Origin of the sequence: Qipengyuania mesophila, assembly GCF_019711655.1 — a bacterium.
GTDB lineage: Bacteria > Pseudomonadota > Alphaproteobacteria > Sphingomonadales > Sphingomonadaceae > Qipengyuania > Qipengyuania mesophila.
In genome coordinates this window covers 1,224,641-1,238,633 of record NZ_JAIGNU010000001.1, presented here as the reverse complement: position 1 = coordinate 1,238,633, position 13,993 = coordinate 1,224,641, and the positions used below count along the sequence as shown (strand labels likewise).

Below are 13,993 nucleotides of genomic sequence, written 5' to 3'. Positions count from 1 at the left end.
GGGACGCGCCCGGAACGAGTCAACGGGACGCCGAACAAAAAAATGAACTCTTGCAGGCGTGCCGCGTTGGGGTTGGCGAAAGCGGGCGGTCCTTCCCATCTGGCAGCCCCGAACCCATCTCCCGACATGCCAAGAAGAGGGCCGAGCGACCAATGTCCACCGACCAGACCATCGCTGCGCTGACTATTCCCGAACAGATCTGGTTGTGGTTGCGACTCAACATGATGGACATCGCCGGCGCCTTCGCGGTGCTGGTCATCGGCCTGCTGCTGGCGAAGATCGTATCGGGCTGGGTCGAGCGCGCGATGACCCGCTCGCCGCGCTTCGAGCCGACGGTGGCCAATTTCCTCTCCAACCTCGTCAAATACGCGCTGTGGGCGCTGGTGATCGTGACCGTGCTCGGCCAGTTCGGCGTCGAGACGACCAGCATCCTCGCGGCACTGGGCGGCATGGCGCTCGCCGTCGGTCTCGCGCTCCAGGGGACGCTGTCGAACGTGGCCTCGGGGGTGATGATCCTGGTGCAGAAGCCGTTCAAGGTCGGCGAGGGCATCACCGCCGGAGCGGTCACCGGGACTGTCCAGCAGATTGGCCTGTTCACCACCGAGATCAAGCAGTTCGACGGCCTCTTCGTGATGGTCCCCAACTCCGAGCTGTGGAACCAGGCGATCGTCAATTTCAACCGTCACCCGACCCGCCGCTTCGAGCTCAAGGTCGGCATCGGCTATGGCGACAGCATGGAGAAGGCGCGCAACGAACTGCTCGCGCTGGCCGAGGCGGACGACCGCGTCCTGGCCGACCCCGCGCCAGTCGCCTTCGTCAGCTCGCTCGACGACAGCTCGGTCGGTATCGGCATGCGCGTATGGTGCAACACGCCCGACTACCTCGGGCTGACCTGGGACCTCACCGAAGCGGCCAAGGCACGCTTCGACGCGGTCGGAATCTCGATCCCCTTCCCTCAGCGCGAGGTCACGCAGAAGGCGGCGTGAGCTTTCCGTTCGCGCGGCGGCATGTGAGCTCCAGCTGCTCGCGCCGTCCCCAGCGCCAGGTGAGCAGCGCGGCAGCGAAGATGAGGCCGGTCGCAAGCCCGATCCATACGCCGGTGCCTTCGAGCGGAGTGCGAAATCCCAGCCAGAGCGCGACGCCGAAGCCCGGGACCCAGTAGCTGAACACCGCGATCAGCATGGGCACACGGGTGTCCTGCAGGCCACGCAAGGCGCCGGCGGCGACCGCCTGGACGCCATCGAAGAGCTGGAACGCGGCAGCTACCTTCATATAGCGCACCGCGAACGCCACCATCGCGGCATTCGCGGCGAGGGCCGGATCGATGTAGATGCGCAGGAGCGTGACCGGCGCCAGGATCATCAACGATGCGGTAAACAGCATGAAGGTCGCGCCCATCGCAATCCCGACCCAGCCCGCGCGGCCCATCGCCTCGCGATCGCCCGCGCCGTAGTGGTAGCCGACCCGGATCGTCGCCGCCTGACCGAGGCCGAAAGGTATCTGGAAGGCCAGCGCCGCGATCTGCAGCGCGATCGTATGCCCGGCGAGTTCGGCCGGACCGATCCGTCCCATCAGCAGCGCCGCCCCGCTGAACAGTCCGGCCTCGGCGATGATGATCACCATCACCGGCGTGCCGAGCACCACGAGTTCGCGCATGCGCGGCCATTCGGGCTTCCACCAATTGCCGAAGATGCGATAGCGGCGCAGCCGCCGATCCCAGCGGATTGCAGCAACGTAGCTCGCGAACTGGACGATCGCGGTGCAGACGCTGGCGAGCGCCGACCCCTCGAGGCCCATGGCGGGCGCGCCGAAATGGCCGAAAACGAAAGCGTAATTGAAGACGACGCTGGCGACGAGCGCCACGCCGGTGATGGCGGTGGCAAAGACGGGCCTGCCGAGCGCGGAAACGAAATTGCGCAATACGCTGGCGGCGATCATCGGCCACATCGCGAACATGATGATGAGTAGGAAATCGCCGGCGCGTGCGGCCAGATCGTCCTCCTGTCCGGTGAGGCGCATCAGCGCTTCGCCCTGCCAGCAGATGGCCATGCCGACGAGCGCTGCGGCGAGCGAGAGCCACAGCGCCATGCGCACCGAGCGACGTACCTCGCGCACCGAATGACGCCGGCGGCCGAGTTCCTCGGCGATCAGGGCGGCGACCATCCCGACCAGCCCGGTGAAGGCCCACATCGTCAGGCCGAACAGCGCGATCCCCAGTGCCGAGGCGGCCAGTTCACGTTCGCCGAGGCGGGCGACGAAGATCACGTCGACCGCATGAACCAGCATCTGCAACAGATTGGCGAGCGCCAACGGCCAGGCGAGCCGGAAGGTCTCGCGAAGCTCGTCGCGCCATCCGTCGCTACCGATCGGCAGGGGTTCCAGGGCGTGGTCGTGCGTCATGCAGCCGGCCCGGATATGCGATGTGCACGGCGCGCTCAAACGCCCAGCCGCGCGGGCGCGCATTTCGCGCTAACCATGATACCGGCGCGCCACAGTGCCTGCCCGCCGCTCATGCGAAAAAGGGCGGCGCCTTGCGGCACCGCCCTTCGTCTGATCTCGCGAACGAGATCGAAGCGTAAGCGTATGGCTTACTTGAGCTCGACGGTACCGCCGGCTGCTTCGATCTTGCCCTTGATTTCTTCGGCTTCAGCCTTGTTGACGCCTTCCTTGAGCGGCTTGGGCGCGCCTTCGACAAGAGCCTTGGCTTCCGAGAGGCCCAGACCGGTGATGGCGCGGACTTCCTTGATGACCTGGATCTTCTTGCCACCGTCGCCGGTCAGGACGACGTCGAATTCGTCCTTTTCTTCGGCTGCGGCACCGGCGTCGCCACCGCCAGCGGGGGCAGCAACGGCAACGGCAGCGGCGGCGCTAACGCCCCACTCTTCTTCGAGCGCCTTGGCAAGCTCAGCGGCTTCCATGACGGTCAGCTTCGACAGTTCTTCAACAAGCTTGGCGATATCGGCCATGATGTTTCACTCCAAAATTAAGGCCGGGGTGCCCCCAAAATGCCTGGGTGGCCATGCCCCGATGAATATGTGTTCGTACGTCGAACCGGCTCTTACGCGGCTTCCTTGGCGCCATAGGCACCGAAAACGCGAGCGAGCATCGAGGTGGGTTCCTTGATCGTGCGGACGACCTTGGTCGCCGGCGCGTTGAGGAGGCCCACGATCGTGCCACGAAGTTCGTCGAGGCTCGGCATCGAGGCGAGTGCCTTGACCCCGGCTTCGTCGAGCTTCTGCGCGCCCATCGATCCACCGACGATTTCGATCTTGTCGGTGGTCTTGGCGAAGTCCACCACGGCCTTGGCCGCGGCGACCGGATCCTCGGAATAACCGAGGGCGGTCGGACCGGACAGGTACTCGTCGAGACCTGCGTAGTCGGTGTCCTTCAGGGCGAGCTTGGCCAGACGGTTCTTCGCAACCTGGTAGGTCGCGCCGGCTTCACGCATCTTCGAGCGCAGTTCGGTCGACTGGGCGACCGTAAGGCCCAGGTTGCGGGTCACGACGACCACGCCAGCCTGGTTGAAGACTTCGCTGAGCTGGGCGACCGCATCGGCTTTCTGCGAACGATCCATGCCATACTCCTTCACTATGACCGACCAGGATGGCTCCCGGACGGCCGGCTACGTTTGTCCGTGCCGAAAACGACACGGGCGAGTCCGTTGATGGGGAAGGAGTGCGCCAGATGGCGCGAAACGGCGATGCGGGGCATCGCCATGCAATCTCTGTTCCCCGTCTAGGCTGGAAATTAAGACCGGCAGATCCCGGTCACCAACTGTCTCGGACGGATGGCCGCTTGCACGGCCGGGCGCGCATCTAGCGGAATTCTCCCGCGAGTCAAGGCACAGCGGTTACAGCGCACACAAGCAAAGAGGCCCGTCCCTTGCGGAACGAGCCTCTCGCAATCCTGGGCTCGGCGCCGGAGCGCCGAGCCGGAATGGATTATTCAGCCGGAGCTTCTTCAGCCGGAGCTTCTTCGGTCGCGGTCGCGTCGGTAGCGGTCGCGTCGACGGTAGCTTCGGTGGCCATTTCGTCGGTCACAGCCGGGGTCTCTTCGACGACCGGAGCTTCGACGGTGGTTTCTTCAACCGGAGCTTCCTCGGCAGCCTGTTCACCGCAAGCGGCGAGGGTCAGCGCAACGGGAAGCGCGGCAACGAGTGCGATCTTCTTCATGTGATTCTATTCCTGTAACGCCATGATTGGCGTGGCCATAAAATAGCCTCATTTTCGCCAAGGAGAAGACACAATCTTCGCGGGGGCGAAATTTTCTCGCAGCCATCGTTACGACCAGCGCGACCGCTGGCGCGGAAGCAGCGGCAAAGTCGTTCGCCGGGCGATAGATGCGATTGGTGGAGGAGCCTTCGACCCGGCCGGGCCGATCCGCCATCGACCGCACGTCTGACGGGAGGTTTCGGATGTATCGCGTGATGTCGGCCATGGCCGTCCTGTGCCTTGCGGGTTGTTCCGGCCCTCCCGTGGCCGAACCCGCCGCCCAGGCGATCGGTGAGAAGACCGGCCTGACCGCAGGCGACCGCGAGGCGCTGCGGGCGCTCGACCACAGCTACGCCAGGGCATGGCTGAAGCACGGAACCGCAGCGCAATCCGAAGCGCTGCTCGCGCTGTTCGCCCCCGATGCGGTGATCTATCCGGGCGGCGGGGGAGAGTCGCTGTCGGGCATGGACCAAATGCGCGCCTTCTGGTTCCCCGAGGGCTCGCCTCCGACCGAAGTCGAGTATTTCGAGCGTGAACCCGTAGCGATCGAGGGCTCGCCCGCCCTTGCGGCGGTTGCAGGGCGGAGCAGGATCGCCTTCACCTATGCCGGCAAGCGCAGCGCCCAGGAAGGCTACTACATCATCCATGCCCGGCCGGACGAAGCCGGGCACTGGAAGATCGTGCGGATGATGTGGAGCAATCGTCCGGTCGACTAGTCTGCCAACGGATTTCGATGGTCTCTCGATTCCCCGGTTGACCGGCGGCCCCCCAATTCCTACATGCCCCGCGACCGCACGCTTCGAGCGAGTCCGATTCATGCGCGGGAATCGGGCACAGGATGGAGGCGGCGTTTCCATAATCGCGACGCTTGAGAAGCTGCAGCAGGCCACCGGGACAGGTGCGTCATCCGCTGCGGCCTTTTCGCGTCCCGACCATGGATCTCACGCGCATGAGACTTGAATTCCGGTCCCGACCGCGCGGGCCCGGCGCACACGAGAAGAGGTAACTACCCCTTATGGCTACCAAGGCGAAGGCTCCGAAGAAGACCCGGGGCACGAACGCGCAGGGCACGGCGAAGCGTCGTATCCGCAAGATCTTCGGCGACATCCACGAAGTCGTCGACATGCCGAACCTGATCGAGGTGCAGCGCGAGAGCTACGAACAGTTCCTGCGCTCGAACAAGGAAACGGGTTACGTTTCCGGCCTCGAAAAGACGCTGCGTTCGGTGTTCCCGATTCGCGACTTCGCCGGCACCGCCGAACTCGACTTCGTCCACTACGAACTCGAAGCGCCGAAATACGACATCGTCGAATGCCGCCAGCGTGGCATCACCTATGCCGCCCCGATGAAGGTCACGCTCCGCCTGATCGTGTTCGAGGTGGACCAGGAAACCGAAACCCGTTCGGTCCTCGATATCAAGGAGCAGGACGTCTACATGGGCGACATGCCCCTGATGACGGGCAACGGCACCTTCATCATCAACGGCACCGAGCGCGTCATCGTGTCCCAGATGCACCGTTCGCCGGGCGTGCTGTTCGACCACGACCGCGGCAAGACCCACTCCTCGGGCAAGCTCCTCTTCGCGGCCCGCATCATCCCCTATCGCGGTAGCTGGCTCGACTTCGAATTCGACGCCAAGGACGTCGTCAACGTGCGTATCGACCGCAAGCGCAAGCTGCCGGTCACCGCGCTGCTGTTCGCGCTCGGCCTCGATGCCGAGGACATCCTCAACCACTTCTACAAAACCGTGGCCTGGAAGCGCGCCAAGGACGGTTGGGAAATTCCCTTCGTCGCCGAACAGTGGCGTGGCCAGAAGCCGGCCTTCGCGCTGGTCGATGCCAAGACCGGCGAGGAAGTCTTCCCCGCTGCCCAGAAGATCAGCCCGCGCGCTGCCAACAAGGCGGCCAAGGACGGTCTCGAAACGCTGCTGCTCCCGACCGAGGAAATCTTCGGCCGCTACGCCAGCCGCGACATGATCGATGAAAAGACCGGCCGCATCTACATCGAAGCGGGCGACGAGGTCTCGGCCGAGAACCTCGAAGTGCTCGATGCCGCGGGCATCGACGCGATGGACCTGCTCGACATCGACCACGTCAACACCGGCCCGTGGATCCGCAACACGCTGAAGGTCGACAAGGCCGAGAACCGCGACGAGGGCCTGGAAGCGATCTACAAGGTCATGCGTCCGGGCGAGCCGCCGACCAAGGAAACCGCCGAAGCGCTGTTCGAAGGCCTGTTCTTCGACGGCGAGCGCTACGACCTGTCGGCCGTCGGCCGCGTCAAGCTCAACATGCGCCTCGAACTCGATGCCGAGGACACCGTCACCACGCTGCGCAAGGAAGACATCCTCGCCGTGGTCAAGGAACTGGTCGACCTCAAGGACGGCAAGGGCGAAGTCGACGACATCGACAACCTCGGCAACCGCCGCGTCCGTTCGGTCGGCGAACTGCTCGAGAACCAGTACCGCGTCGGCCTGCTGCGGATGGAACGCGCGGTGAAGGAACGTATGAGCTCGGTCGACGTGTCGACCGTCATGCCGAATGATCTGATCAATGCGAAGCCCGCCGTGGCTGCCGTTCGCGAGTTCTTCGGATCCAGCCAGCTCTCGCAGTTCATGGACCAGACCAACCCGCTCTCGGAAGTCACCCACAAGCGCCGCGTTTCGGCGCTTGGCCCGGGCGGCCTCACCCGCGAGCGTGCCGGCTTCGAAGTGCGCGACGTCCACCCCACGCACTATGGCCGCATCTGCCCGATCGAGACGCCCGAAGGCCCGAACATCGGCCTGATCAACTCGCTCTCGACATTCGCCCGCGTCAACAAGTACGGCTTCATCGAGACGCCGTACCGCAAGGTCATCGACGGCAAGGTCACCGACGAGGTGGTCTACCTCTCGGCGATGGAAGAGCAGAAGCACACCGTCGCGCAGGCTTCGGCCGACCTCAACGACGACGGCTCGTTCGTCGAGGAACTGGTTTCGGCCCGTCACGACGGCGACAATTTGATGGCGCCGCGCGAAACCATCACGCTGATGGACGTCAGCCCCAAGCAGCTCGTCTCGGTCGCGGCATCGCTCATTCCGTTCCTGGAAAACGATGACGCCAACCGCGCACTGATGGGCTCGAACATGCAGCGCCAGGCGGTTCCGCTGGTCAAGGCGGAAGCGCCCTGGGTCGGTACCGGCATGGAAGAGACCGTCGCCCGCGATTCGGGCGCGGCGATCGCGGCTACCCGCGGCGGCATCGTCGACCAGGTCGACGCTACCCGTATCGTGATCCGTGCCATCGGCGATGTCGAACCCGGCCAGTCGGGCGTCGACATCTACACGCTGCAGAAGTTCCAGCGTTCGAACCAGGACACCTGCATAAACCAGCGTCCGCTGGTGAAGGTCGGTGAAACGGTCGAAGCCGGCGATATCATCGCCGACGGTCCCTCGACCGATCTCGGCGAACTGGCGCTGGGCCGCAACAGCCTCGTCGCCTTCATGCCCTGGAACGGCTACAACTACGAAGACTCGATCCTGATCAGCGAACGCATCGTGAAGGACGACGTGTTCACCTCGATCCACATCGAGGAATTCGAGGTCATGGCCCGCGACACAAAGCTCGGGCCCGAGGACATCACCCGCGACATCCCGAACGTCGGCGAGGAAGCCCTGCGCAACCTCGACGAAGCGGGCATCGTCTACATCGGCGCCGAAGTGCACCCGGGCGACATTCTCGTCGGCAAGATCACGCCCAAGGGCGAAAGCCCGATGACGCCGGAAGAAAAGCTCCTCCGCGCGATCTTCGGCGAAAAGGCCAGCGACGTGCGCGACACCTCGCTCCGCCTGCCGCCGGGCGTTGCCGGGACGATCGTCGAAGTCCGCGTCTTCAACCGCCACGGCATCGAGATCGACGACCGTACGCGGGCGATCCAGAACGAGGAAATCGAACGCCTCCGCAAGGACTCGAACGACGAACGCGCGATCCTCAACCGGGCGACCTACAACCGCCTGAAGGACATGCTCGTCGGTCAGACCGCTTCGGCCGCGCCGAAGGGCGTCAAGAAGGGCAGCGAGATCACCGAGGAGCTGCTCGAAGGCGTCGACAAGCACGAATGGTTCAAGTTCGCCGTGGCCGACGATGGCCGCCAGGCGCAGCTCGAAGCCGTCAAGTCGCAGTATGACGAAGCGGTCAAGTTCATCGAAGAGAAGTTCGAGGACCGCAAGGAGAAGCTCGAGCGCGGTGACGAACTCGCCCCGGGCGTTCTCAAGATGGTCAAGGTCTTCGTCGCGGTGAAGCGCAAGCTGCAGCCGGGCGACAAGATGGCCGGCCGTCACGGGAACAAGGGCGTCATCAGCCGCATCCTGCCGGTCGAGGACATGCCGTTCCTCGAAGACGGTACCCCGGTCGACATCGTCCTCAACCCGCTCGGCGTGCCGTCGCGCATGAACGTCGGGCAGATCTTCGAAACGCACCTCGGCATGGCGGCCCGCAATCTGGGCCACCAGATCGGCGAGCAGCTCGAAGAGTGGAAGCGGGCGAACCCCAATGCCGCCGAGGACTACGCCAAGGCCAAGCCGCCCGAAGCCGTCATTGCGCGGCTCAAGGACGTCTATGGCGAAGAGTATCACGATGCGATCGACAGCCGTTCGACCGCCGACATCGTGGAACTGGCGGGCAACCTCACCGCGGGTGTCCCGATGGGTACGCCGGTGTTCGACGGTGCCCGCGAAGGCGACGTGACGATCGAACTCGAAAAGGCCGGTCTCCACAGCTCGGGCCAGTCGGTGCTGTTCGACGGGCGTACGGGTGAAGCCTTCGACCGCAAGGTCACCGTGGGCATCATCTACATGCTCAAGCTGCACCACCTCGTCGACGACAAGATCCACGCCCGTTCGATCGGTCCCTACAGCCTCGTCACCCAGCAGCCGCTGGGCGGTAAGGCGCAGTTCGGCGGCCAGCGCTTCGGGGAGATGGAGGTCTGGGCGCTCCAGGCCTACGGCGCCGCGTACACGCTGCAGGAAATCCTCACCGTGAAGTCGGACGACGTGATCGGTCGTACCAAGGTCTACGAAGCGATCGTCAAGGGCGACGATACCTTCGAGGCGGGCATTCCCGAGAGCTTCAACGTGCTCGTCAAGGAAATGCGTAGCCTGGGCCTCAACGTCGAACTCAAGTCGCTCAGCGACGACGAGGACGACGATGGTCTCGCGATCGCGGCGGAATAGGGGAGCGGCAACGCTCCCCCCACCGCCCCAGGAATTCACCCGCTAAGGGATAAAGTCATGAACGAACTGACCAAATTCACCAACCAGCTCGCGAAGCCCGAGACTTTCGACGAGATCCAGATCGGCATCGCCAGCCCCGAGCGCATCCGCTCGTGGTCCTTCGGGGAGATCAAGAAGCCCGAAACGATCAACTACCGTACGTTCAAGCCCGAGCGTGACGGCCTGTTCTGCGCGCGCATCTTCGGCCCCGTGAAGGACTACGAGTGCCTGTGCGGCAAGTACAAGCGCATGAAGTACAAGGGCGTCGTCTGCGAGAAGTGCGGCGTCGAAGTGACCGTGACCAAGGTCCGTCGCGAACGCATGGGTCACATCGAACTGGCCGCGCCGGTCGCGCATATCTGGTTCCTCAAGTCGCTGCCGTCGCGCATCGGCCTGCTGCTCGACATGCAGCTCAAGCAGCTCGAACGCGTGCTCTACTTCGAGAGCTACATCGTCACCGAGCCCGGCCTGACCCCGCTCGAGAAGTTCCAGCTCCTCACCGAGGACGAACTGCTCGAAGCGCAGGATGAGTACGGCGAAGACGCCTTCAGCGCCGCGATCGGTGCCGAAGCGGTCAAGACCATGCTGATGGACCTCGACCTCGAGCAGGAGAAGGAAGACCTGCTGGAAGAGCTCGCGACTACCAAGTCGAAGCTCAAGCCCGCCAAGATCATCAAGCGCCTCAAGGTCGTCGAAAGCTTCATCGAATCGGGCAACCGCCCCGAGTGGATGATCCTCGAAGTCGTGCCGGTCATTCCGCCCGAGCTGCGCCCGCTGGTTCCGCTCGACGGTGGCCGCTTCGCGACCTCGGACCTCAACGACCTCTACCGTCGCGTGATCAACCGTAACAACCGCCTCAAGCGCCTGATGGAGCTGCGCGCTCCGGACATCATCGTCCGCAACGAAAAGCGCATGCTGCAGGAAGCGGTCGACGCGCTGTTCGACAACGGCCGTCGCGGCCGCGTGATCACCGGCGCCAACAAGCGTCCGCTCAAGTCGCTGTCCGACATGCTCAAGGGCAAGCAGGGCCGCTTCCGCCAGAACCTGCTCGGCAAGCGCGTCGACTATTCGGGCCGTTCGGTCATCGTGACCGGTCCGGAACTCAAGCTGCACCAGTGCGGCCTGCCCAAGAAGATGGCGCTCGAGCTGTTCAAGCCGTTCATCTACGCGCGCCTCGACGCCAAGGGTCTCTCGATGACCCTCAAGCAGGCGAAGAAGTGGGTCGAGAAGGAGCGCAAGGAAGTCTGGGACATCCTCGACGAAGTCATTCGCGAGCACCCGGTCCTCCTCAACCGGGCACCGACGCTCCACCGTCTCGGCATCCAGGCCTTCGAGCCGGTCCTGATCGAGGGCAAGGCTATCCAGCTGCACCCGCTGGTCTGCGCCGCCTTCAACGCCGACTTCGACGGCGACCAGATGGCTGTCCACGTCCCGCTGAGCCTCGAGGCGCAGCTGGAAGCGCGTGTGCTGATGATGTCGACCAACAACATCCTCTCGCCCGCCAACGGCAAGCCGATCATCGTGCCCTCGCAGGACATGGTCCTGGGCCTCTACTACCTCTCGATGGAGCGGCAGGAGAAGACCCCCGAGTTCGTCGAAAACGACAAGGGCGAGAAGGTCGAGAAGCTGCAGATGTTCAGCGACATGGCTGAAGTGCACCAGGCGCTCGAAACCAAGCAGGTCTCGCTTCACACCAAGATCCTCGCCCGCGTTCCGCAGGCCGACGAAGATGGCAACATCGTCATGCAGCGTTTCGAAACGACTGCCGGGCGCATGCTGATCGGTGAATGCCTGCCGAAGAACCACAAGGTTCCCTTCGACATCGTCAACCGCCTGCTGACCAAGAAGGACATCGCCGACGTCATCGACGAGGTCTATCGTCACACCGGCCAGAAGGACACGGTGCTGTTCGCCGACGCCATCATGGCGCTAGGCTTCCGCCACGCGTTCAAGGCCGGCATCTCCTTCGGCAAGGACGACATGATCATCCCCGAGGAGAAGGTCGAACTGGTCGAGACGACCAAGAACATGGTCGCCGACTACGAGCAGCAGTATCAGGACGGCCTGATCACCCAGCAGGAAAAGTACAACAAGGTGATCGACGCCTGGAGCCGTTGCGGCGACCAGGTGGCCGATGCCATGATGGAGAAGATCAAGGCCCGCCCGATCGGCAAGGACGGCGTCCAGGCCGAGATCAACTCGATCTACATGATGGCCCACTCGGGCGCTCGTGGTAGCCCGGCGCAGATGAAGCAGCTCGCCGGCATGCGCGGCCTTATGGCCAAGCCGAGCGGCGAAATCATCGAGAACCCGATCATCTCGAACTTCAAGGAAGGCCTCAACGTCCTTGAATACTTCAACTCGACCCACGGCGCTCGTAAGGGCCTCGCGGACACCGCGTTGAAGACCGCGAACTCGGGTTACCTCACGCGCCGTCTGGTCGACGTCTCGCAGGATTGCACGATCGTCGTGGAAGACTGCAAGACCGAGAACTCGCTCGACATGCGTGCAATCGTCCAGGGCGGTAGCGTCATCGCCTCGCTCGGCGAGCGTATCCTCGGCCGCACCGTGGCCGAAGACATCGTCAACGCCGCCACCGACGAGGTCATCGCACCGGCGGGCACGCTGCTCGACGAACCGATGATCAAGGCGATCGAGGAAGCCGAAGTGCAGGTCGCCAAGATCCGTTCGCCGCTGGTCTGCGAAGCGGAACAGGGCGTCTGCGCCACCTGCTACGGCCGCGACCTTGCGCGTGGTACGCCGGTCAACATCGGTGAAGCTGTCGGCGTCATCGCCGCGCAGTCCATCGGTGAACCCGGCACGCAGCTGACCATGCGTACTTTCCACATCGGCGGTGCCGCACAGCTCAACGAGACCTCGCATCTCGAAGCCGTGTCGGACGGCAAGGTCGTCTATCGCGACATGCCGACCATCACCGACAAGAAGGGCCGTATCCTGTCGCTCGCCCGCAACGGCGAACTGGCTGTGATCGATGCCGAAGGCCGCGAACGCGAGATCCACAAGGTGCCTTACGGTACCGTGCTGATGCACAAGGATGGCGGCAAGGTGAAGGAAGGCGAACGCCTGGCCGAATGGGATCCGTTCAGCTTGCCGATCATCACCGAAACTTCGGGTGTGGTGAAGTACCAGGACCTGATCGACGGCACGACCATGGAAGAACGCGTCGACGATGCCACCGGTATCGCCCAGCGCGTCGTCACCGAGGTCAAGACCTCGGGCCGCAAGAAGAACGAGGATCTGCGCGCGCGCCTGACCCTGTTCAACGACGCGGGCGACGAAAGCGAACATGCGCGATACATGCTGGCCCCGGGCACCGTTCTCTCGGTCGAGGACAACCAGCAGGTCGAAGCGGGCGACATTCTCGCTCGTGCGTCGCGCGAAGCGGCCAAGACCCGCGACATCACCGGCGGTCTGCCGCGTGTGGCCGAACTGTTCGAGGCGCGTCTGCCGAAGGACAATTCGGTGATCGCCAAGATTTCGGGCAAGATCGAATTCGTTCGCGAATACAAGGCGAAGCGCAAGATCGCTATCGTGCCCGAGGAAGGTGATGCAGTCGAGTACCTGATCCCCAAGACCAAGGTGATCGACGTGCAGGAAGGCGACTTCGTGAAGAAGGGTGACACCCTGATTTCCGGCTCGCCCAACCCGCACGACATCCTCGAGGTGCTGGGCGTCGAGGCGCTGGCCGAATATCTCGTCAACGAGATCCAGGAAGTCTACCGACTCCAGGGCGTGAAGATCAACGACAAGCACATCGAGGTGATCGTTCGCCAGATGCTGCAGAAGGTCGAGATCACCGACGGTGGCGACACCGTTCTGCTGCCTGGCGAACAGGTCGACCTCGAAGAGCTCAACGAGACCAACGCCAAGCTCGGCAAGGGCAAGGAACCCGCCAAGGGCACTCCAATCCTGCTGGGCATCACCAAGGCCTCGCTGCAGACGCGTTCGTTCATCTCGGCCGCTTCGTTCCAGGAAACCACGCGCGTGCTCACGCAGGCCGCGGTCGAAGGGAAGAAGGACACTCTGGTCGGCCTGAAGGAAAACGTGATCGTCGGCCGCCTCATTCCCGCCGGAACCGGTGCGGGCATGAACCGCATGCGCATCACCGCCTCGAGCCGCGATGCCGCCCTGCGCGCCCAGTGGAAGAAGGCACAGGAAGCGATCATCGCCGCCAACACCGCCGAAGAAGAGCACGAGGCGGAACTCGCCCAGGGACCCGAAGCGGCCATCGGCGACGATCCGCTGGCGACCATGGAAGGCGAAACCCATGGCACCGATGCCGATGCGGGCGACTATCTCAACGAAGATGCCAAGGACAGCGAATAAGTCCTTCGCCGTCTAACGGCCAATATCGACCCCGCCGGCGTAAGTCGGCGGGGTTTTCTTTTGTCCGACGCGGTTTCCCCAGGGCCAGAACGCGGCGTAACGTTATTGCGCTCATAACTTGACTGCCACAGGCGGTGACTGCACGATATGGTATCGGACAACCGCCGGCAGGCTGCAGTGGCGGACC

Annotated in this window: 8 protein-coding genes; 4 read left to right on the top strand and 4 right to left on the bottom strand. The window is 63.8% G+C overall.

Features of this window, described 5'->3' with window-relative positions; all coding sequences use genetic code 11:
• Positions 1–152 precede the first annotated feature (152 nt).
• A complete protein-coding gene (locus tag K3181_RS06160) occupies positions 153–986 on the top strand; it encodes a mechanosensitive ion channel family protein (RefSeq protein WP_221601775.1) in 834 nt (277 codons plus the stop codon).
• On the opposite strand, the gene K3181_RS06155 is transcribed toward K3181_RS06160, so the two are convergent.
• The 4 genes from K3181_RS06155 to K3181_RS06140 all read right to left on the bottom strand — a co-directional run bounded on the left by K3181_RS06155 (position 967) and on the right by K3181_RS06140 (position 4,172).
• Positions 967–2,400: an MATE family efflux transporter gene (locus K3181_RS06155; RefSeq protein ID WP_221601773.1), complete on the bottom strand. Its 1,434-nt coding sequence runs from the start codon at positions 2,398–2,400 to the stop codon at positions 967–969. The two genes, K3181_RS06160 and K3181_RS06155, sit on opposite strands and share 20 nt — an antisense overlap.
• A gap of 188 nt (positions 2,401–2,588) precedes the next feature.
• The gene (gene rplL / locus K3181_RS06150) at positions 2,589–2,966 is read right to left on the bottom strand and encodes a 50S ribosomal protein L7/L12 (protein WP_221601771.1); all 378 of its coding nucleotides are present in this window, start codon (positions 2,964–2,966) and stop codon (positions 2,589–2,591) included.
• Positions 2,967–3,058: 92 nt separating this feature from the next.
• Positions 3,059–3,574, bottom strand: a complete 516-nt coding sequence (rplJ, locus tag K3181_RS06145; RefSeq protein ID WP_103023013.1) for a 50S ribosomal protein L10 — start codon at positions 3,572–3,574, stop codon at positions 3,059–3,061.
• A gap of 367 nt (positions 3,575–3,941) precedes the next feature.
• A complete protein-coding gene (locus tag K3181_RS06140; protein ID WP_221601770.1) occupies positions 3,942–4,172 on the bottom strand; it encodes a hypothetical protein in 231 nt (76 codons plus the stop codon).
• Between the two features lie 302 nt (positions 4,173–4,474).
• Between K3181_RS06140 and K3181_RS06135 the strand changes: the two genes are divergently transcribed.
• The 3 genes from K3181_RS06135 to rpoC all read left to right on the top strand — a co-directional run bounded on the left by K3181_RS06135 (position 4,475) and on the right by rpoC (position 13,806).
• On the top strand, positions 4,475–4,927 hold the full coding sequence (locus tag K3181_RS06135; protein WP_221601768.1) for a YybH family protein: 453 nt from the start codon (positions 4,475–4,477) through the stop codon (positions 4,925–4,927).
• A gap of 299 nt (positions 4,928–5,226) precedes the next feature.
• Entirely contained in the window at positions 5,227–9,420 is a 4,194-nt protein-coding gene (rpoB, locus tag K3181_RS06130; protein WP_221601766.1) for a DNA-directed RNA polymerase subunit beta, read from the top strand.
• Between the two features lie 57 nt (positions 9,421–9,477).
• Entirely contained in the window at positions 9,478–13,806 is a 4,329-nt protein-coding gene (rpoC, locus tag K3181_RS06125) for a DNA-directed RNA polymerase subunit beta' (protein ID WP_221601764.1), read from the top strand.
• The last annotated feature ends 187 nt before the right edge of the window (positions 13,807–13,993 follow it).

Coding starts and splice junctions, on each gene's coding strand:
- K3181_RS06160 (WP_221601775.1), top strand. CDS start 153: ATGTCCACCGACCAGACCATCGCTGCGCTGACTATTCCCGAACAGATC.
- K3181_RS06155 (WP_221601773.1), bottom strand. CDS start 2,400: ATGACGCACGACCACGCCCTGGAACCCCTGCCGATCGGTAGCGACGGA.
- rplL (WP_221601771.1), bottom strand. CDS start 2,966: ATGGCCGATATCGCCAAGCTTGTTGAAGAACTGTCGAAGCTGACCGTC.
- rplJ (WP_103023013.1), bottom strand. CDS start 3,574: ATGGATCGTTCGCAGAAAGCCGATGCGGTCGCCCAGCTCAGCGAAGTC.
- K3181_RS06140 (WP_221601770.1), bottom strand. CDS start 4,172: ATGAAGAAGATCGCACTCGTTGCCGCGCTTCCCGTTGCGCTGACCCTC.
- rpoB (WP_221601766.1), top strand. CDS start 5,227: ATGGCTACCAAGGCGAAGGCTCCGAAGAAGACCCGGGGCACGAACGCG.
- rpoC (WP_221601764.1), top strand. CDS start 9,478: ATGAACGAACTGACCAAATTCACCAACCAGCTCGCGAAGCCCGAGACT.